Below are 19,720 nucleotides of genomic sequence, written 5' to 3'. Positions count from 1 at the left end.
ATAATATAAACGAAGTATACTAGTCATCGTGAACTTCTTCTTAAGGTATCAAGGAACTACTTAAAGGGTTAGGACCTCTCTGGACTAACTTTCCCCCGTGGTAGTTAAATCTTACCGGCATTTAAAGAACTTCATGATAACCAGTTTAAGGGGGAAACAAAATGGAAACAATGGGACGTCATGTAATCTCTGAATTATGGGGATGCGATTTTGAAAAATTAAATGACATGCAATTTATTGAGCAAACGTTTGTTGATGCTGCATTAAAATCAGGTGCTGAAATTCGCGAGGTAGCTTTTCACAAATTTGCACCACAAGGTGTAAGTGGAGTAGTTATAATCTCTGAGTCTCATTTAACAATTCATAGCTTCCCTGAACACGGATATGCAAGTATTGATGTATATACTTGTGGAGATTTAGATCCGAACATTGCTGCTGACTATATTGCTGAGGCTTTAAATGCCGAAACACGTGAGAATATTGAACTTCCTCGTGGAATGGGTCCAGTTGCTATCAAGCAAGCTCAAGCAAAAGTACTATAATTAAAATTGACATTAACGCGAGGTGTATTTTCCTAATACACCTCTTTTTTGTACTTATTATAGAAATTAAAATTCTAAAGGAGGGAAAAGGTTGTCAATATTCACTCGTTTCCAAAAGAATTGTGAAACTAAAGAAAGCCATACGGACGAACAACTTAAAACACATTATTATAAAGGTACATATAATCAGATATTTGATTTAGTTGAAACTTTGCTACGACGAGATACAAGGTATGTAATTGACCATGTATCGAAAGAGCATGGGGAGCTTTCGGTGAAATTAAAAGGAGGTAAACCTTGTTTTTATATCATTACAATTGTGGCCGTTAAACCGCTTGAAGTAGCAGTCGATATACATATATCAACAGATGCATTTTCTATATTTGGTTCTTATCCTTTTTTAAGGAACGAAGTAATTGTTTTTTATGAAAAGCTAAATAAGATCGCTACATTTATTGGTACAGGGAGAAGTATGTAGAAGGCTTGTCTTAATAAGGTGTTTTTTATAAGATAGTAAAGAGAGCAAAAGCAAAAATCGTAAAACGATGTGCTTATACATTTGGAGCTGATATTATTGAAATGTCCTTCTTGTCAACATAATGGTACTCGTGTGTTGGATTCTCGTCCTGTCGATGAAGCTAAGGCTATTCGTCGTAGACGGGAATGTGAACTTTGTAATTTCCGGTTTACTACCTTCGAAAAAGTCGAGGAAATACCTTTAATCGTAGTAAAAAAGGAAGGTACCCGTGAGGAATTTAGTCGTGAAAAAGTGCTAAGAGGTCTCATTAAAGCATGTGAAAAGCGCCCGGTTGCTTTAAAGGAATTAGAGGAAATCGTAAGTGAGGTTGAAAAGGAACTTCGTAGTACTGGTATTTCAGAGATTAAAAGTGAAGCTATTGGTGAAATGGTTATGGACCGGTTAGCTGGAATTGACGAAGTTGCTTATGTTCGATTTGCTTCTGTTTACCGACAATTTAAGGATATTAATGTCTTTATAGATGAATTAAAAGAATTGATTAAAAGGGAACAATTAAAATAGAGCTGAGGGTTTGTACTTTAGCTCTTTTTCAATTTTAGATAGAAAGGGGGGGGATGTATTATGGCTCTGCATTGGCAGGAACTTCTTCCTATTGATCGATATAAGGTCGCATCAGATGGATTACTTCATTTTTACGATCAAAAAGTTCTTACCTTTTTATATCAACCATTAATCGGTTCAACAGCTTTTAGTCTTTATATGACTTTATGGGCAGAATTAGAAGAAAACCGTCTATGGTCGGATACGACTACTCACCATAGTTTAATGAATTCACTCGATACTAACCTTAAAGAAATTTTTTATGCACGGCAGAAGTTGGAGGCAATAGGTTTATTAAAAACTTATGTCAAAGTAAAAGAAGATGATCGTTCCTTTATATATGAGTTAAAACCGCCATTAAACCCGGAAACGTTTTTTTTAGATGGGATGCTTAATATTTTTTTGTATCAAAAAATTGGAAAAAAGCAATTTGCTCGATTAAAACGTTTTTTCAGCGATCATCAATTGCCGCAACAGGACGAAGAATATAAAGATATCACTAAAGCCTTTCAAGAGGTCTATTCCTCTGCTTCACCTGAATCACTTCAATTCCATCGAGAGTCTTCGAAGGATTTAAAACTGAACGAGGGTGAAACCTTTATTGGTAGGTCAGATTCAAAACCAATTCAAATACATGTAGATAATTTTAATTTTGAACTTCTTTTTGCTGGTTTAAAGGATACCTTTATATCACAGCAATCGTTTACAGTGAAAGTAAAGGAAGCTATAGCTAACTTAGCCTTTTTATATAATATTGATGCCCTGCAAATGCAAGGCATTGTCATAAGTGCATCAGATACAGATGGGATTAACATTGAAGATCTAAGAAAAGCAGCTAGAGATTGGTTTCAGTTTCAAAATGAGGATAAGCTTCCATTACTTGTGGACAACGTACAGCCAGTATTACTAACAACACAACGAACTGAACCGAATACAAAGGAAGAAAAGCTTAAGTATTATTTTGAAACAGTTTCTCCACGACAATTTTTAATGGATATTTCAGGTGGTGGGGAGCCGGGTAAAGCTGATTTGCAAATTGTAGAGGATATTATGTTTGCCCAACAATTACCTCCAGGGGTTGTAAACGTTCTTATTCATGTTGTGATGATCAAAACAGATATGAAGCTAACAAAAGGATATGCTGAGAAGATAGCTAGTCATTGGGCGCGTAAAGGTGTACAAACTGTCGATGAAGCAATGGATTTAGCTATTAAGGAAAATCGTCAATATATAGAGTGGGCAAGTGGAAAGAAGGATAAAAAGTCATATAATAAAAAACCAACTCGGACAGAGATGCTGCCAGAGTGGTTTAATAACGATGAAAAGAAAGTTGCTTCTAATGAGCCGGAAAGTGATAAAAAAGAAGCTGCTGCCAAGAAACGCGCTTTAGAAGAAAGGTTAAAGAAGTTTAAAAAATAAAGGAGGGATTAGGATGGAAAAAATCAACCAAACTTTAAAGAGACTTTCCTTGAATGAAAATTTCCAAAAGCGATATGAAAAAATGAAACAAGAAATCTATTCTGACCCTCATATTACTGCCTTTATAGATCAGAATCGAGATAGGCTTACAAATGAAGTGGTTGATAAAAATTTAATTAAGCTTTTTGAGTATTCTTCTCAAAGTAAAGAATGTGATAAATGTTCGGATTTGAATAATTGTGTCAACATGATGAAAGGTTATCAACCTGTGCTTGTAATCAACAGGCAATCGATTGATTTAGAGTATCATCGTTGTCCTCGAAAAGTGATATTTGATGATCGTCAAAAGAATGAAAAACTAATTCAAAGCCTTTACGTTCCTAAGGATATTTTACAAGCATCATTTGCAGATATACATATAGAGGGTAGAATGGATGCAATTGATCGAGCTGTATTATTTGTAGAGAAATATCAAGCTGGTACTCGAATTAGAGGACTATATTTACATGGGAAATTTGGTGTGGGCAAATCCTATCTTCTTGGCGCAATAGCCAAGGAATTAGCTGAAAAAGGTATTTCTTCTATGATAGTTTACTTTCCTGAATTGGTAAGAGAATTTAAGGCATCAATTGGAGATCAAACGCTAAATTCAAAAATTGAAGCAATTAAGAAAGTCCCGATCCTAATGTTGGATGATATCGGAGCTGAAACGATGTCTAGCTGGTTAAGGGATGAGGTATTAGGTCCCATCCTACAATTTAGGATGCTTGAAAATTTACCAACCTTCTTCTCATCAAACTTCAATTATGAAGAGTTGGAGCATCATCTTACTTATAGTCAACGTGGTGAAGAAGAGAAGATTAAGGCTAGGCGGATAATGGAAAGAATTCGATACTTAACAGAAGCGGTTGAAGTCAATGGACCAAATCGTCGCAATTAAAGCAGTTAGCTCACAAGCTAACTGCTTTTTACTTTTCTCGTAAATTGACTCTTCTATTTTGAACAAGCCCCCCATATACATGTAAAGAAATCATTTCATCTTAAAAAATGATATTTCTTTAAATAAATAGGCTGATTGTTGTTAGGGGGGATTTGGTTGGTTGAAATCATCTTCCAAAATAAAGAGGATGTGAATAAGCTTTATTCTAAGTTAGTGTCGAAAATTTTATTTTGTGATGAAATTCTTCTGTTTGAAGAACGTCAAACAATAAAAATAAATGTGGGTTTGTTAGATGAACATTTTAAAGTAATGGTCACAGATGTATTTTATGAGTTTATTCTCAAATCCAAACGTGATGACTGGCTACGAAAAATTTTGTCAGAGCAATTTTATTATGAGGACTTTGATGTGCAGCAACAAATTCTAGAAATCATTTATTCGATTATAGATGGTGAAAATGAGGAGTTAGCTGAGCTCATCGGTGACCAATTTGAAGAGATTGCCGTGAAAGATGCGGTTAGCGACCTCCTACAAGATTCAAATATTGCCTTCTCCTTTGAGGCATTTGTAAAATTTAGATTGAGAGGATATATAGAAAAACTTTTAAAATATGTAGAAATTGCTATTGATGAATATAAAATGGAGCAAGAATACCAAGTTTTTATTCAAACTCTGAGAGAATTTCTACATAGCCGTCAGGAAAGGGTACACCAATTACATTTAGTTTACGACGAAGAACCAACTTTTTTTAATGAAAAATTTGAAGAAATCAAGAAATCGGAATTAACGAGGATGATTGATCGAAAATTACTTTCCAATCACCCTGTATATGTGGATTCGGTGACAATTGCCCCACTTTTATCGATTGCGCCTAAACAAATCTATATATATACATCCAATTCGGATGAACCACTAATTCGTACATTAAAAAACATTTTTGAAGAAAGAGTCATCGTTAAGTCAATTCAATTATTCGAAAAGGCTCGAAACTTTACATTGGAAAAAGTAAATGAAAATAGGTGAATTCCTTACTTGCTTTTCTCATCATTACAAACTATAATACTTTACATATTAAACATAAATGAAAAAGTAATGATAAGGATATGAGTATACTGAAATCGGTTATTTAGAGAGGGGAGTCCTGGCTGAAAGCTTCCTAACTAGACCAGAATACTTACCACCTTTAAACTTCAACCATGAACCCGAATAAGTAATGGTTGACGGCTAAAAACCGTTATCGAACACAAAGTCACAATTTGAATGTTTGATTGTGAAAATTTGGGTGGAACCACGTGTTTATTAAACTCGTCCCTTTCCTAGGGATGGGTTTTTTTATTTTATATAAATGTCATATACTGACATTTATGGTAATTACTAAAAGGAGGAAGAAACATGAGTGAGCTTATTAAAGTTTTGTTTCCAGATGGTGCTGAAAAGGAGTTTCCAGTGGGAACGACAACAGAAGATATAGCAGCATCGATTAGTTCAGGTTTAAAAAAGAAAGCCATTGCTGGAAAGCTAAATGGCGAATTGATTGATCTTCGTCGTCCGATTTTAGCAGATGGTGCGATTGAGATTGTAACTCCAGAACAGCCAGAAGCGCTAGAGGTTTTACGTCATAGTAGTGCCCACTTAATGGCTCAAGCCCTTAAGCGGTTATACCCGAAAGTGAAACTAGGGGTAGGACCTGTAATTGAAGGAGGATTCTACTACGATGTAGATGTAGAAGAGTCAATTACTCCAGAAGATTTGCCTAGGATTGAAAAAGAAATGTCAAAAATTATTAATGAAAATATTGAAATCGTTCGTAAAGAAGTTTCGCGTGAAGAAGCAATTGAACTTTTTACAGAAATGGATGACGAATATAAATTAGAGCTTATCGAAGCCATTCCTGATGATCAAACGGTTACTGTTTATCAACAAGCTGAGTTTATTGACCTTTGTCGTGGAGTTCATGTACCTTCGACAGGTAAGTTGAAAGAATTCAAATTATTAAGTATTGCTGGTGCCTATTGGCGCGGTAATAGTGATAATAAAATGCTACAACGAATTTACGGAACTGCCTTTTTCAAAAAGGAAGATTTAACAGAGCATCTTCGATTGTTAGAAGAAGCGAAAGAACGTGACCATCGTAAAATTGGAAAGGAATTAAATTTATTTACAAACAATCAATTAGTAGGTCAGGGATTACCCGTATGGCTACCTAAAGGAGCAACAATTAGACGTACAATTGAGCGCTATATTGTAGATAAAGAAGTTCGCTTAGGCTACGATCACGTTTATACTCCAGTAATGGGAAGTGTTGATCTTTATAAAACATCTGGCCACTGGGCTCATTACCAAGAAGATATGTTCCCAGTAATGGAAATGGATAATGAACAGCTTGTTTTACGCCCGATGAACTGCCCTCACCATATGATGGTTTATAAAAATGCACCACATAGTTATCGTGAGTTGCCAATTCGGATTGCCGAGTTAGGAACAATGCATCGCTATGAAATGTCTGGAGCTTTATCAGGTTTACAACGTGTTCGCGGAATGACATTAAATGATGCTCATATCTTTGTTCGTCCTGATCAAATTAAGGAAGAATTCAAGCGTGTTGTTCATTTAGTTTTAGATGTATATAAAGATTTCAACATCAATGATTATTCCTTCCGTTTATCTTATCGTGACCCACAGGATACTGAGAAGTATTTTGATGATGATGAAATGTGGAACAAAGCGCAATCAATGCTTAAGGAAGCAATGGATGAAATCGGTGTGGATTACTTTGAGGCAGAAGGTGAAGCGGCATTCTACGGCCCTAAGCTTGATGTACAAGTCAAAACAGCGCTTGGGAAGGAAGAAACTCTTTCAACTGTTCAATTGGATTTCTTATTACCAGAACGCTTTGATTTAAGTTACATCGGTGAAGATGGTAAACATCATCGTCCAGTTGTTATTCACCGTGGTGTTGTTTCAACAATGGAACGCTTTGTAGCTTATTTAATTGAAGAATACAAAGGGGCATTCCCAGCTTGGCTTGCTCCGGTACAAGTACAAGTTATTCCTGTTTCTCCAAATGTTCATGGGGATTATGCCGGGCAGGTAAAAGAAGAGTTACAATCTAAAGGGATTCGCGTAGAGCTTGATAGCCGTGACGAAAAAATCGGTTACAAAATTCGTGAAGCACAAATGCAAAAAATCCCATATATGCTTGTTGTTGGAGATAAGGAAGTCGAAGGAAAAGCAGTTAACATGCGTAAATATGGAGAGCAAAACTCCGAAACAGTGCAACTTTCAGCGTTTGTTGATATGGTTGTTGCAGAGGTACATCGTTAATAGAAAAAATTTACAACTGAAATTTTATTAAATATCTATTGCAAAATGATGTATATTTTGATAATATTTAAAACGTTGTCACAATCGTTGGATTTTGTTTGACATATTATCATAATTTATGTTATAGTTGCTAAGGTAAATTGAATACAAGCTAAGAATAAGAAGAAGCACCCGCTTCTCACCTGAATGACGCTTTTATAGTAGTTGACAGGTCATACGAAAACAACTTTTTTTAATTTGTTTCGTTAAGTGTGGGTGAATCATTCGCCCACACTTTTTTATTGCTTTTAGCGGGGGCATTATTCATTCGCTGTATTCGCTAAAATACCTTGGAGGTGTCTAACTATTAGTAAAGACATGATGTTGAACGATGGAATTCGCGCACGTGAAGTTCGTCTAATTGACCAAAATGGCGATCAATTGGGAATTAAATCAAAAATCGAAGCGTTAGAAATTGCAGCCCGAGTAAATCTTGATGTTGTCTTAGTTGCTCCAAATGCAAAACCACCAGTAGCTCGTATTATGGACTATGGTAAGTTTAAATTTGAACAACAAAAGAAAGATAAAGAAGCTCGTAAAAACCAAAAAATCATCAACGTTAAAGAGGTTCGCCTTAGCCCAACAATTGATGAACATGACTTTAATACAAAGCTTCGTAACGCTATTAAATTCTTAGAAAAAGGCGATAAAGTAAAAGCATCGATCCGATTTAAAGGACGTGCCATTACACATAAAGAAATTGGTCAAAGAGTGCTGGACCGTTTCTCAGCAGCTTGTACTGAAGTAGCAACTGTTGAATCCCCACCAAAAATGGATGGTCGCAGTATGTTCTTAATGTTAGCACCGAAAATCGATAAGCAATAGGAGGATACCATAATGCCTAAAATGAAAACTCACCGTGGCGCTGCTAAGCGTTTCAAAAGAACAGGATCTGGTAAATTAAAGCGTAGCCACGCTTACAGAAGCCATATGTTCTCTAACAAATCTCAAAAGCAAAAGCGTCACCTACGTAAAGCTACTTTAGTTTCTAGCGGTGATTACAAACGCATTCGTTTCTTATTAGTAAACATTTAATAATTCGCAAGAGTGAAATATAGGAGGGAACACACATGCCACGTGTTAAAGGCGGTACTGTTACACGCAAACGTCGTAAAAAAATAATTAAATTAGCAAAAGGATATTACGGTTCCAAACATACATTATACAAAGTAGCTAACCAACAGGTTATGAAATCATTAATGTATGCTTACCGTGATCGTCGCCAAAAGAAGCGCGACTTCCGTAAGCTTTGGGTTACTCGTATCAATGCTGCAGCTCGTATGAACGGACTTTCTTATAGCCGTTTAATGCACGGTTTAAAGCTTGCTGGTATCGAAGTAAACCGCAAAATGCTTTCTGAATTAGCTATCACTGATGCTGCTGCATTCACTGAATTAGCAAACGCTGCAAAAGCACAATTCAATAAGTAATTATATATAGCCATTCTCGTTTTTCGAGAGTGGCTTTTGACTTTTTTGGAAAGAGGTAAGCGATTATGGAATTAATGCCTTTGATCATATTACTTATTATTAATCTCTATGGTATTTTTCTGATGGGGTTTGATAAATCGAAAGCAAAAAAGGGACAATACCGAATTAGTGAACGGACACTTTGGATCGTGGCCATCTGTGGTGGTGCAGTTGGAACAACGATAGGAATGAATGTATTTCGTCATAAAACAAAGCATAAAGCCTTTCAAATTGGTATGCCTTTTTTAGTCGGGTTACAGCTGGTTGTCCTGTTTTTATTATTTAATTAATTGTCATAACTTCTTGTCTGACTCTATATGCTTTAACAGTGCTTGTTAAGTCAGTCATAGAAGGTGGAAATATGGATGAACAACTAACCATGGTATTTATACTAGTGGAATCCGTTGGAATTTTAGCTCCATTAGCCTTTATTCTTTTTCATTTGTTGCGACAATTTTTATTTCTGCCTGTAGCGATTGTTTGTATTGCGGGCGGCATCTTATTTGGAACCGTATTAGGAACGGTTTACTCTATAATTGGTTTGATGCTTGTAAGTGTCATTTTCTATTTGGTTGTGAATAGAATGCCGAAAACGTTAGAAAAACTTTATCGGATTAAAGTGAAATGGTTCGGGGAATACCGTAATTTAACCGTTGGCCAAATAGCTATTTTAAGACTTATTCCTTTTATTCACTTTCATCTAATGAATTTTTGTTTAATGCAAAGAAAAAAGAGCTTTAAGGAGTACGTATGGGGATCATTTTACTCCAATATACCTTTAGCGTTTTTTTATACGATATTCGGTCAATTTATAAGCCGGTTTACCCCGACGATGATTCTAGTGATTCTGTTTGCCTTAACCGTATTTGTATATTTATTAAGGGAAAAGATTGCAGTTATTCAGTGGGGAGAATTTTTCAAGAAGGCTAGGGCTTCATAAAAAAAGGAAAAATGGCATGAAGTGCCATTTTTCCTTTTTACTTTTTTAACAGGTCTTTTATAGGGCTTTTCCAATCAATTTTGGCATTTGGGTAATGACCTCGAACATTTTCTTCAATTAGAAGGAAATCATCCTTGGTTAATCCTTGTAGTGAAGCTAAATCTCGAGGGAAAATAAAAATGGAAACAACTTCAAAAGAATTACTTGTCGAGCCTAAATATTTCTCCCCTTCAAAGAGCACTCCATTATAGGTGAGTAAAAAGTTTTTTCGAACATTATCAAAATCATCGAAAAAGTAATAGCGTCTTTGCTCATGAGCCAACTCAAGTTTACGTTTCGGATTAATAATATATTTAATAAGGTAATAAACAAGGAACAATATGACTGTTAGTATAAGAATACGAAGAAACCACATAGATACGTCCTCCAAAAAATTAGCTTTATTTGTTATACGTCTAGGTAAGTAAAAAGTTTCAAATTTGATATAATTTTTATTAAAGGAGAGTGAAAATGTGAATATAACTAGACTTTATACGATGCAAAGGGAATTGGATGCTCATATACAGAGTAACCACCAGCTTCAGCAAGATAATCTAATTGATAAAAAGATCCTTGCCCTACTCGTTGAAATTGGTGAACTTGCCAATGAAACTCGTTGCTTTAAGTTTTGGAGTTTGAAGCCACCTGCGACAAAGGAGAAAATTTTAGAAGAGTTTGTTGATGGAGTACATTTTATTTTGTCAGTAGGCATTGAATGTGGGTTTGAAGGTAGTAAATTACAGTTTGAAAACTGTCATTCCGAGAATCTTACCGATCAGTTTTTATCCGTTTATGAATCGGTAAATAAATTTAAAACATCTCAATCATTTAAAAACTATGAAAACCTTTTTTCTGAGTATGTCTCCTTAGCGAAGTTATTAGGATTTAACTCGTATGAAATTGAAGAAGCATATATTCAAAAAAATGAAGTAAATTATGAAAGGCAGCAAAATGGATATTAGCAGAAAATTTGTACATTTTGCAAGCATTTTTGTATAATAATACTGAATACATATTGAGGGAGCCGAAGTAATGACTAAACTAGATGAGACGTTAGTAATGTTAAAGGAATTAACTGATGCAAAAGGGATTCCTGGGAATGAAAGAGAACCACGCGAAGTCATGAAGAAATACATAGAGCCATTTGCAGATGAAGTAACAACAGATAACCTAGGAAGTTTAATTGCCAAAAAGATAGGGAAAGATGGCGGTCCGAAGATTATGGTTGCTGGGCACTTGGATGAAGTAGGCTTTATGATCACTCAAATCGACGATAAGGGCTTCCTACGTTTCCAAACAGTTGGCGGTTGGTGGTCACAGGTAATGCTTGCACAACGAGTGACAATCGTGACTAGTAAAGGTGATGTAACGGGAGTAATTGGCTCTAAACCACCTCATATCCTTTCAGCAGAAGCACGTAAAAAGCCAGTTGAAATCAAGGATATGTTTATTGATATCGGAGCTTCAAGTCGTGAGGAAGTAATGGAGTGGGGCGTTCGTCCTGGCGATATGGTTGTACCTTACTTTGAATTTACCGTTATGAATAATGAAAAAATGTTATTAGCTAAAGCTTGGGACAATCGTATTGGCTGTGCAATTGCAATCGACGTCTTAAAGCAATTAAAGGCTGAAGACCATCCAAACGTTGTGTATGGTGTAGGAAATGTTCAAGAAGAAGTGGGATTAAGAGGAGCCAAAACAGCTGCTTATGCAATCGAACCAGATATTGGTTTTGGCGTAGATGTTGGTATTGCTGGTGATACTCCAGGAATTTCAGAAAAAGAAGCCATGAGTAAAATGGGTAAAGGTCCACAAATTATCCTCTATGATGCATCGATGGTTTCACATAAAGGCCTACGTGACTTTGTCACAGGTGTTGCCGATGAGTTAGGGATTCCGTATCAATTTGATGCGATTCCTGGTGGCGGAACAGATGCGGGGTCAATTCATCTTGCACATAAAGGTTCACCTTCTTTAGCAATTACAATTGCGACACGTTATATTCACTCACATGCTGCCATGCTTCATCGTGATGACTATGAAAATGCGGTAAAATTAATTGTGGAAGTAACAAAGCGTTTAGACCGTGAAACGGTTGATAAAATTACGTACGAATCATAATAAAAAAACTCCGACAAGCACATATGTCGGAGTTTTTTTACTTTACTATTTTAGTCCTTGTTCTAGCGCCTGCAGCATTTCAGCTTTCTCTTCATCAGTGGAATTATTCCAAATAATTTCGAAAAGTACACCAAGACCAGGAAGCATTTTTTCCTCACCGTTTTGAATAGCGTCGACAATGGTATCTCTTAATTCATCCTGACTATTTCCTGCAACGTTATGAACAATCGCATTTCGTAAATTTAAATTCATTGATTCCCACCCCTTTCTTCCATTTCTTTCTTATGTTTTTCCATTTCTGCTTTTATTATGTATGAAATAAAGCTATAATAGTAAAATTGAAATGGACTAGTTAAAAGGAGAGAATTCAGTGAAATACATTCACTCTTCGAAAAATCCGCAGGTAAAACAGTGGAAAAAATTACATACAAAAAAAGAGCGTGAAAACTCCGGAACGTTTTTAGTAGAAGGTTTTCATTTAGTGGAAGAAGCATTAAAGATTGAGGATATGGTTTTGGAACTGATTGTATCTGAAGAAGTTGAAATTCCGCCGAGAATTGATTATGGCTCTGTTTCCATGACACAAATTAATAAAGAAGTTGTGAAGGAACTTGCTGAAACAGAAACCTCACAAGGGATATTTGCTGTCTGTAAGCAACCTAAGCATAAGCAGGTAGATGCAACGAGCTATCTACTTCTTGATGCAGTCCAAGATCCTGGAAACCTAGGTACAATTATCCGCACCGCTGATGCTGCAGGAATTGATGCCATCGTAGTAGGTAATGGAAGTGTAGATATTTATAATTCAAAGGTTCTGCGATCTGCTCAAGGCAGTCATTTCCATCTTCCGATTATTCGTGGAGACTTGTTTGAATGGATAGAAAAATTAAAGTCAGATGGCATTCCGATTTATGGTACTTCATTAGACAATGGAATCGTTTTTACAGAGGTGGAACCAACACCTAGCTATGCTCTCATCGTGGGCAATGAAGGAAATGGAATCCAGACTGACCTCCTAAACGAAACCACTAAAAATCTTTATATACCCATTTTTGGGAAAAGTGAATCCTTAAATGTAGCAGTTGCTACTGGAATCCTCTTGTATTATTTTAAAAAAATATAAGAACGCATTTGAACTGTAGCGCATTTTATAATATAATAATCAACAAAACTGCATGATTCCAAAAACGTTGATGGAGAAAAGTAACTCGTACCTGATCTTTTAGGGAGAAGATGCCTTAGACTGTAAGCATCTTTATGAAAAGGGCTAGTGAAGTTCACCTCCTGAGTTGGCACCGGGACCACTTAATAAGTGTAAAGGTGCATCGGCCTACGCCGTTATCTTCAATGAAGTGAATGGATACATATTTTGTAAACATTTATAAGGGTGGTACCGCGATATAAACCTCGTCCCTTTTGGGATAGAGGTTTTTTTTGTGTCCAAAATCATGCGAATCATTTAAGGAGGAAATCAAAATGCAAGATCGTTTAAAAGAACTGCAAACCGAAGCTATCAATCTTATTGATGCTGCTACTGACCTTAAAGCATTAAATGATGTACGTGTAGCGTACTTAGGTAAAAAAGGTCCAATTACCGAGGTATTACGTGGGATGGGCAAGCTTTCTGAAGAAGAAAGACCTAAGATGGGAGCACTTGTCAATGAAGTGCGCGAAGTGATTGCCTCTAAAATTGCTGGAAAACAAAACGAACTAGAAGCGGCTGTTATAAATGCAAAACTAGCCTCTGAACAAATTGACGTTACACTTCCTGGTAGACCTGTTAGGACAGGAAATCATCACCCATTAACACGGATTATCGAGGAAATCGAAGACTTATTTATTGGAATGGGATACTCAGTCGCTGAAGGACCAGAAGTAGAAAAAGATTATTATAACTTTGAAGCATTGAACTTACCAAAAGGTCATCCAGCGAGAGACATGCAGGACTCCTTCTATATTTCTGAAGAAATTCTATTACGTACCCATACTTCTCCTGTTCAAGCAAGAACGATGGAAAATAATCAAGGCAAAGGTCCTATTAAAATTATTTGCCCGGGTAAAGTGTACCGTCGGGATAATGATGATGCGACACATTCCCATCAATTTATGCAAATTGAAGGCTTAGTAATTGGTGAAAACATTCGCATGAGTGATTTAAAAGGAACGTTAGAAGTTTTCGTTAAGAAAATGTTTGGTGAGGATCGTAAAATTCGTCTACGCCCTAGCTTCTTCCCATTTACCGAGCCTTCGGTAGAGTTAGATATTTCATGTAAAATTTGTGGTGGAAATGGCTGTAACGTATGTAAAGGAACAGGCTGGATTGAAATTTTAGGTGCTGGAATGGTACATCCAAATGTGCTTGAAATGGCTGGATATGATTCTAAAAAATATTCGGGCTTTGCCTTTGGTATGGGTCCAGAACGTATTGCAATGCTGAAATACGGTGTTGATGATATTCGTCATTTCTATACAAATGATGTTCGTTTCTTAAAGCAATTCTCGGTACACGAGTAAATAAAAGGAGGATTAAAAACCATGTTTGTTTCATATAAATGGCTTCAGGATTATGTCGATTTGTCAGGTGTAACTCCAACTGAACTCGCTGAAAAAATTACGAAAAGCGGGATCGAAGTAGAGGGAGTAGAGGTTTTAAACGAAGGAATTAGCGGTGTGGTTGTTGGCTATGTAATGGAACGTGAGCAACATCCAAATGCCGATAAATTAAGTAAATGTTTAGTTGATATTGGTGCAGAAGCACCAGTTCAAATTATTTGTGGAGCAAAAAATGTCGCTCAAGGACAAAAGGTTGCCGTAGCGACTGTAGGAGCTATTTTACCAGGAGATTTCAAAATTAAAAAAGCAAAGCTTCGCGGTGAAGAGTCTAACGGGATGATTTGCTCTCTTCAGGAATTAGGTATTGAAGGTAAATTAGCACCAAAGGAATATGCTGAAGGAATCTTTGTTTTCCCTGCGGATACTGAGGTTGGAAGTGATGCAATGGCTCAACTGAATCGTGATGATCAAGTTCTTAAGTTAAGTTTAACGCCAAACCGTTCTGATGCTTTAAGTATGCTTGGAGTTGCTTATGAAGTTGCAGCGATTCTTGGAAGAGAAGTGAAGCTTCCTGAAGCAAAGGTAACTGAAGCTACAGAAAAAGCATCAAATTATATTTCGATATCTGTTGATGCAAAAGAAGAAAATCCACTTTATGTTGGAAAAGTAATTAAAAACGTTAAAATTGCTCCTGCGCCGCTATGGATGCAAACACGTTTAATGGCTGCTGGGATTCGCCCGCACAACAATGTAGTGGATATTACTAATTACATTTTATTGGAATACGGCCAACCGTTACACGCTTTTGACTATGACCGCTTAGGATCCAAGGAAATTTTAATACGACTTGCTCATGAAGGGGAAGTAGTCGAAACATTGGATGATGTGAAAAGAACATTATCTAGTGATGAATTAGTAATCACAAATGGCCAAATCCCTGTAGCTCTTGCTGGTGTTATGGGTGGAGCGAATTCCGAAGTATCATTAGATACAACAACTGTACTTTTAGAGTCAGCTTATTTCAAAGGCGGAAGTATCCGTAAGACATCAAAAACTCATGGACTTCGCAGTGAAGCTAGTGCTCGATTTGAAAAGGGAGTAGACCCTAACCGAGTTCGTGCTGCTGCTGAGCGTGCTGCTTATTTGATGGAATTGTATGCAGGTGGAGAGGTTCTAGAGGGTTCAGTTGTAGCTGATTCTCTTGAAATTCAACCTGCTGTAGTATCAACAACACTTGAGAAAATTAACAATGTTATTGGAATGAATTTAGACATTGAAACAGTTGAAGCTATCTTTGCTAGACTCAAGTTTGATGTAGAAACAGATAATGAAGTCTTTAAAGTAACAGTTCCATCGCGTCGCGGCGATATTACGATTGAAGAGGATTTAATTGAAGAAGTGGCCCGATTATATGGTTATGATAATATACCATCTACATTACCGATTGGAGAAGCAACTCCTGGGCGTTTAACCGACTACCAATTAAAACGCAGAATTGCTCGTAACTACCTGGAATCAACAGGTTTATACCAAGCGGTTACTTATTCTTTAACTAGTGAAGATAAAGTTTCGCAGTACGCATTAGATAAAAGAGAGCCAATCCGTCTTGCGATGCCAATGAGCGAAGAGCGTAGCTTGCTTCGTTTAAGTATTGTTCCACAATTACTAGAAGTAGTGAAGTACAATGCCGCACGTCAACATGACAGCACAGGAGTTTATGAAACTGGAGCAGTATTCCTTGCAGAAAGTGGGCAAGAGTTACCTCAAGAGCAAGAGCATTTGGCTGTTGCCTTAACGGGATTATGGCATTCACATTTATGGCAGGGCGAGAAAAAGCCAGTCGATTTCTACGTGCTAAAAGGAATTCTAGAAGGATTATTTGCAAAACTTGGTCTACAGGAAAAAGTAGAATATCGCAAAGCTTCTATCGAAGGCATGCACCCTGGACGTACGGCAGAAGTGCTTTTAGAAGGAAAATCAATTGGTTTTGTTGGTCAAATCCATCCACAAGTTCAAAAGGAAAAGGACTTAAAGGACACGTATGTAAGTGAAATCAATTTGAGAGAAGCATTACAAGCTGCAACCGAACCATTAAAGTATCAATCTATACCTAGATATCCTTCTATTACGCGAGATATTGCTCTTGTAGTGGATAAAGCGGTATCATCCTTTGAGTTAAAATCGGTAATTCAAATTGCTGGTGGAGCATTACTAAAAGAGGTTCAAGTCTTTGACCTATACGAAGGAGACCGTTTAGAAGCAGGTACAAAATCAATCGCGTTCTCATTAAAATACTTTGATCCTGAACGTACCCTAACAGACGAAGACGTAACAAAAACACACCAACAAGTACTCAATGCCCTAGAACAAAAAACAGGCGCCGTACTAAGAGGATAAAACTTCAATACACTAAAGCGGTGGGGGACAGTCCCCGGTTGCTTTAACGCGGCAGAGTGCCGGGGGACAGTCCCCCGGCACTTTGCTGCGTTAAAGTGAATGTTCTGACTTTCCACCCTTTTAACATTCATGGTATGATACGAAGTAGGATTCTTTAGTATAGGGGTGCACTTTCGTTGGCAGAAACAAAAAAAATACGCACAACAGTTGATATATACGGTCAGCAATATGTCATTGTAGGAACGGAAAGTTCAAGTCATATACGACTTGTTGCCTCGATGGTAGACGACAAAATGCGTGAAATTGGTTCAAAGAATCCTTCACTTGATGTCAGTAAGCTTGCTGTCTTAACAGCTCTCAATGCGATGAACGATCTCGTTAAATTAAAGGATCACGTTGAGAAATTAGAATCTGAATTAAATAGAGTAAAGGAATGAAACAAATAAAATGCTTGATTTAGCCATTCTCGTTATCTTTTTGATAGGCTTTTTCGTAGGTTTGAAAAGAGGACTTATCTTACAATTTATCCATTTAACCGGTTTTATTGTAGCTTTTATTGTCGCAGCTACCTATTATGATAATTTAGCACCAAAATTAACATTATGGGTTCCATATCCTAACCTTGGAACAGAAACAGCTTTACATAATATCTTTAATGGTGAATCTTTTGAAACAGCTTATTATCGTGCTATTGCCTTTGCAGCCATCTTCTTTCTAGTGAAAATTTTCCTGCAAATCATAGGAACCATGTTAGATTTTATTGCTCATATTCCTGTTATTAAACAGCTCAATGTTTGGGCTGGCGGAATTTTAGGACTAGTTGAGGTTTATTTACTAATTTTTATTGTATTATACATTGCGGCATTACTTCCAATCGAATTTATCCAATCTCCTATTAAGGATTCGACAATTGCCCAATCCATTATTAAGAATACACCAATATTCTCCAAACAAATTAAAGAAATGTGGTTTAACTATATCGCAACAAGGGGCTGAGTTTAAAGGGTACTCCTTTAAAGTCAGTCCCTAGATTTCATGTTTGAAAATAAAAATATACTGAAAATCGCATAATGATAAGGTAATCAAAAGGCGGTGTGAAAATATTGGAGCTAACTAAAAAGGATATTGTCAGGTTATTAGAAACCATTTCTATATATATGGAATTAAAAGGGGAAAATACATTTAAAGTTTCCGCTTTTCGTAAAGCAGCAGCTGCAATTGAAACAGATGATCGTAGCCTCATGGAAATCCATGATTTCACGGAGCTTTCCGGGATTGGCAAGGGGACAGCAGCTGTTATCGAGGAATACATACTTACTAGGGAATCAACCGTTTTAAAGGAACTCCAAGAAGAAGTTCCAAATGGTCTAATTCAACTATTACAGATTCAAGGCTTAGGTGGAAAGAAAATTTCCAAACTTTATTTAGAACTTGGTGTGGAAACAATTGAGGACCTAAAGGAAGCCTGTTTGGAAAAAAAGGTCCAAAGCCTTGCGGGATTTGGAAAAAAGACAGAAGAAAAAATTCTGCTAGCAATCGAAAATGTAGGGACTAGACCTGAGAGGTTGCCGATAGCCTTTATGTTAAGGGTCGCTAATTTTATAGAAGCAGAATTACAACATTTTAAAGATATCGAAAAATTTTCGCGTGCTGGTAGCCTAAGAAGAATGAGGGAAACAATTAAAGATTTAGATTATATTATTTCGACAAACGAATACGAAAATGTTCGAAAGCAATTACTTGAGTTACCAAAAATAAAAGAAGTAATTGCAGCAGGAGATACAAAAGTCTCATTAACGCTTCAATTTGATTATGACGTTTCGGTAGACTTCCGCTTAGTTAAGCCTGAAGAATTTGCGACAACCTTACATCATTTTACTGGCTCAAAGGAGCATAATGTAAGAATGAGACAGCTAGCAAAGGAACGGGGATTGAAAATCAGCGAATATGGGGTGGAAAACGTTGAAACCGGAGAAGTATTAACTTTTTCCTCTGAAAACGAATTCTATCATCACTTTGGACTTCCCCTTTTCCCACCAGAGATTAGAGAGGACGGACGTGAAGTAGAGGATTTCACCGAAGACCATCTACATCGAATAATTTCACTTGAGGATATAAAAGGTGACCTTCATATGCATTCAACTTGGAGTGACGGGGCTTATTCAATTGAAGATATGGTAGAAGCTTGTCGGGCAAAAGGGTACCAATATATTGCGATTACGGATCACTCTCAATATTTAAAGGTTGCAAATGGTTTGGACCGCGACAGACTAAGAAAGCAGCACCAAGAAATAAAACGATTAAATGAAAAATATGATGATTTTCTAATTCTAACCGGTGTTGAGATGGACATTCTTCCAGATGGAACACTCGATTATGATGATGTACTATTAGCAGAAATGGATGTTGTCATTGCATCTATTCACTCTTCTTTTTCTCAGCCAGAGGAAAAGATCATGAATCGTCTTAAGAATGCTCTAATAAATGCTCATGTCGATATCATCGCCCATCCAACAGGAAGATTAATCGGTAGAAGAGAAGGTTATCCAGTCAATATCGAAATGCTCATTCAATTAGCAAAAGAAACGAACACCGTATTGGAATTAAATGCAAATCCAAATCGGTTAGATTTATCCGCTGAAAATGTACGAAAAGCCCAAGATGCTGGGGTAAAAATAGCAATTAATACAGATGCACATCACAAGGACACTCTTTCCCACATGGAAATAGGAGTTGCATCTGCGCGCAAAGGCTGGATTCAAAAGGAAAATGTCTTAAATACACTTGATAAAGAAGAGCTGCTTCATTTTTTACATCGACGTTACGAGAAGAATTAGATAGATAAGGGAGGTTTTCTCC

The 19,720-nt window shown here is 36.7% G+C and carries 22 protein-coding genes and 3 other annotated features; of the genes, 20 read left to right on the top strand and 2 right to left on the bottom strand.

What is annotated here, in order from left to right:
• Positions 1-161: 161 nt before the first annotated feature.
• The 12 genes from speD (at position 162) to LRP83_RS12820 (ending at position 9,751) form a co-directional block, all read left to right on the top strand.
• Complete coding sequence (speD, locus tag LRP83_RS12875) at positions 162-542, top strand: adenosylmethionine decarboxylase (RefSeq protein WP_230497105.1); 381 nt, start codon at positions 162-164, stop codon at positions 540-542.
• A 91-nt stretch (positions 543-633) separates the two neighbouring features.
• On the top strand, positions 634-1,020 hold the full coding sequence (locus tag LRP83_RS12870; RefSeq protein ID WP_230497104.1) for a hypothetical protein: 387 nt from the start codon (positions 634-636) through the stop codon (positions 1,018-1,020).
• A 96-nt stretch (positions 1,021-1,116) separates the two neighbouring features.
• Positions 1,117-1,581 (top strand): transcriptional regulator NrdR, encoded by a 465-nt coding sequence (nrdR, locus tag LRP83_RS12865; protein ID WP_230497103.1) that lies wholly within the window; start codon positions 1,117-1,119, stop codon positions 1,579-1,581.
• 60 nt (positions 1,582-1,641) lie between these two features.
• The gene (locus tag LRP83_RS12860) at positions 1,642-3,039 is read left to right on the top strand and encodes a replication initiation and membrane attachment family protein (protein ID WP_230497102.1); all 1,398 of its coding nucleotides are present in this window, start codon (positions 1,642-1,644) and stop codon (positions 3,037-3,039) included.
• 13 nt (positions 3,040-3,052) lie between these two features.
• Positions 3,053-3,979 carry a primosomal protein DnaI gene (dnaI, locus tag LRP83_RS12855; RefSeq protein ID WP_230497101.1) on the top strand — a complete coding sequence of 309 codons (927 nt, stop codon included), beginning with the start codon at positions 3,053-3,055 and terminating at the stop codon, positions 3,977-3,979.
• Positions 3,980-4,135: 156 nt separating this feature from the next.
• Complete coding sequence (locus tag LRP83_RS12850; RefSeq protein ID WP_230497100.1) at positions 4,136-5,002, top strand: putative sporulation protein YtxC; 867 nt, start codon at positions 4,136-4,138, stop codon at positions 5,000-5,002.
• 60 nt (positions 5,003-5,062) lie between these two features.
• Positions 5,063-5,295, top strand: a binding site (T-box leader).
• Positions 5,296-5,371: 76 nt separating this feature from the next.
• A complete protein-coding gene (thrS, locus tag LRP83_RS12845) occupies positions 5,372-7,303 on the top strand; it encodes a threonine--tRNA ligase (protein ID WP_230497099.1) in 1,932 nt (643 codons plus the stop codon).
• 153 nt (positions 7,304-7,456) lie between these two features.
• Positions 7,457-7,589 (top strand) — a sequence feature (ribosomal protein L20 leader region).
• Positions 7,590-7,660: 71 nt separating this feature from the next.
• On the top strand, positions 7,661-8,167 hold the full coding sequence (gene infC / locus LRP83_RS12840; RefSeq protein WP_230497098.1) for a translation initiation factor IF-3: 507 nt from the start codon (positions 7,661-7,663) through the stop codon (positions 8,165-8,167).
• A 12-nt stretch (positions 8,168-8,179) separates the two neighbouring features.
• Complete coding sequence (gene rpmI / locus LRP83_RS12835; protein WP_230497097.1) at positions 8,180-8,377, top strand: 50S ribosomal protein L35; 198 nt, start codon at positions 8,180-8,182, stop codon at positions 8,375-8,377.
• Positions 8,378-8,412: 35 nt separating this feature from the next.
• Positions 8,413-8,772 carry a 50S ribosomal protein L20 gene (rplT, locus tag LRP83_RS12830; protein WP_230497096.1) on the top strand — a complete coding sequence of 120 codons (360 nt, stop codon included), beginning with the start codon at positions 8,413-8,415 and terminating at the stop codon, positions 8,770-8,772.
• Positions 8,773-8,837: 65 nt separating this feature from the next.
• On the top strand, positions 8,838-9,101 hold the full coding sequence (locus LRP83_RS12825) for a DUF1294 domain-containing protein (protein ID WP_230497095.1): 264 nt from the start codon (positions 8,838-8,840) through the stop codon (positions 9,099-9,101).
• 71 nt (positions 9,102-9,172) lie between these two features.
• A complete protein-coding gene (locus tag LRP83_RS12820; RefSeq protein ID WP_230497094.1) occupies positions 9,173-9,751 on the top strand; it encodes a TVP38/TMEM64 family protein in 579 nt (192 codons plus the stop codon).
• Positions 9,752-9,788: 37 nt separating this feature from the next.
• Here LRP83_RS12820 and LRP83_RS12815 read toward each other — a convergent pair whose 3' ends face one another.
• Entirely contained in the window at positions 9,789-10,166 is a 378-nt protein-coding gene (locus LRP83_RS12815; RefSeq protein ID WP_230497093.1) for a sigma-w pathway protein ysdB, read from the bottom strand.
• 97 nt (positions 10,167-10,263) lie between these two features.
• On the opposite strand from LRP83_RS12815, the gene LRP83_RS12810 reads away from it, so the two are divergent.
• Both LRP83_RS12810 and LRP83_RS12805 read left to right on the top strand, forming a co-directional pair.
• Positions 10,264-10,752: a dUTP diphosphatase gene (locus LRP83_RS12810; RefSeq protein WP_230497092.1), complete on the top strand. Its 489-nt coding sequence runs from the start codon at positions 10,264-10,266 to the stop codon at positions 10,750-10,752.
• A 70-nt stretch (positions 10,753-10,822) separates the two neighbouring features.
• The gene (locus LRP83_RS12805; RefSeq protein ID WP_230497091.1) at positions 10,823-11,911 is read left to right on the top strand and encodes a M42 family metallopeptidase; all 1,089 of its coding nucleotides are present in this window, start codon (positions 10,823-10,825) and stop codon (positions 11,909-11,911) included.
• Between the two features lie 45 nt (positions 11,912-11,956).
• Here LRP83_RS12805 and sspI read toward each other — a convergent pair whose 3' ends face one another.
• Entirely contained in the window at positions 11,957-12,163 is a 207-nt protein-coding gene (gene sspI / locus LRP83_RS12800; RefSeq protein WP_230497090.1) for a small acid-soluble spore protein SspI, read from the bottom strand.
• Positions 12,164-12,281: 118 nt separating this feature from the next.
• On the opposite strand from sspI, the gene LRP83_RS12795 reads away from it, so the two are divergent.
• The 6 genes from LRP83_RS12795 (at position 12,282) to polX (ending at position 19,698) form a co-directional block, all read left to right on the top strand.
• Complete coding sequence (locus LRP83_RS12795) at positions 12,282-13,034, top strand: TrmH family RNA methyltransferase (protein ID WP_230497089.1); 753 nt, start codon at positions 12,282-12,284, stop codon at positions 13,032-13,034.
• 58 nt (positions 13,035-13,092) lie between these two features.
• Positions 13,093-13,329 (top strand) — a binding site (T-box leader).
• A gap of 58 nt (positions 13,330-13,387) precedes the next feature.
• Positions 13,388-14,425, top strand: coding sequence for a phenylalanine--tRNA ligase subunit alpha (gene pheS / locus LRP83_RS12790; protein ID WP_230497088.1), 1,038 nt, complete (start codon positions 13,388-13,390; stop codon positions 14,423-14,425).
• 21 nt (positions 14,426-14,446) lie between these two features.
• Entirely contained in the window at positions 14,447-16,861 is a 2,415-nt protein-coding gene (pheT, locus tag LRP83_RS12785; protein WP_230497087.1) for a phenylalanine--tRNA ligase subunit beta, read from the top strand.
• A gap of 176 nt (positions 16,862-17,037) precedes the next feature.
• Positions 17,038-17,298, top strand: coding sequence for a cell division protein ZapA (gene zapA / locus LRP83_RS12780; RefSeq protein ID WP_230497086.1), 261 nt, complete (start codon positions 17,038-17,040; stop codon positions 17,296-17,298).
• A 10-nt stretch (positions 17,299-17,308) separates the two neighbouring features.
• Positions 17,309-17,857, top strand: a complete 549-nt coding sequence (locus LRP83_RS12775; protein ID WP_230497085.1) for a CvpA family protein — start codon at positions 17,309-17,311, stop codon at positions 17,855-17,857.
• Between the two features lie 107 nt (positions 17,858-17,964).
• Positions 17,965-19,698 carry a DNA polymerase/3'-5' exonuclease PolX gene (polX, locus tag LRP83_RS12770; RefSeq protein ID WP_230497084.1) on the top strand — a complete coding sequence of 578 codons (1,734 nt, stop codon included), beginning with the start codon at positions 17,965-17,967 and terminating at the stop codon, positions 19,696-19,698.
• The last annotated feature ends 22 nt before the right edge of the window (positions 19,699-19,720 follow it).

This window comes from Pseudoneobacillus rhizosphaerae, from assembly GCF_917563885.1.
GTDB lineage: Bacteria > Bacillota > Bacilli > Bacillales > Cytobacillaceae > Pseudoneobacillus > Pseudoneobacillus rhizosphaerae.
This window is presented reverse-complemented; position numbering and strand designations above follow the sequence as displayed.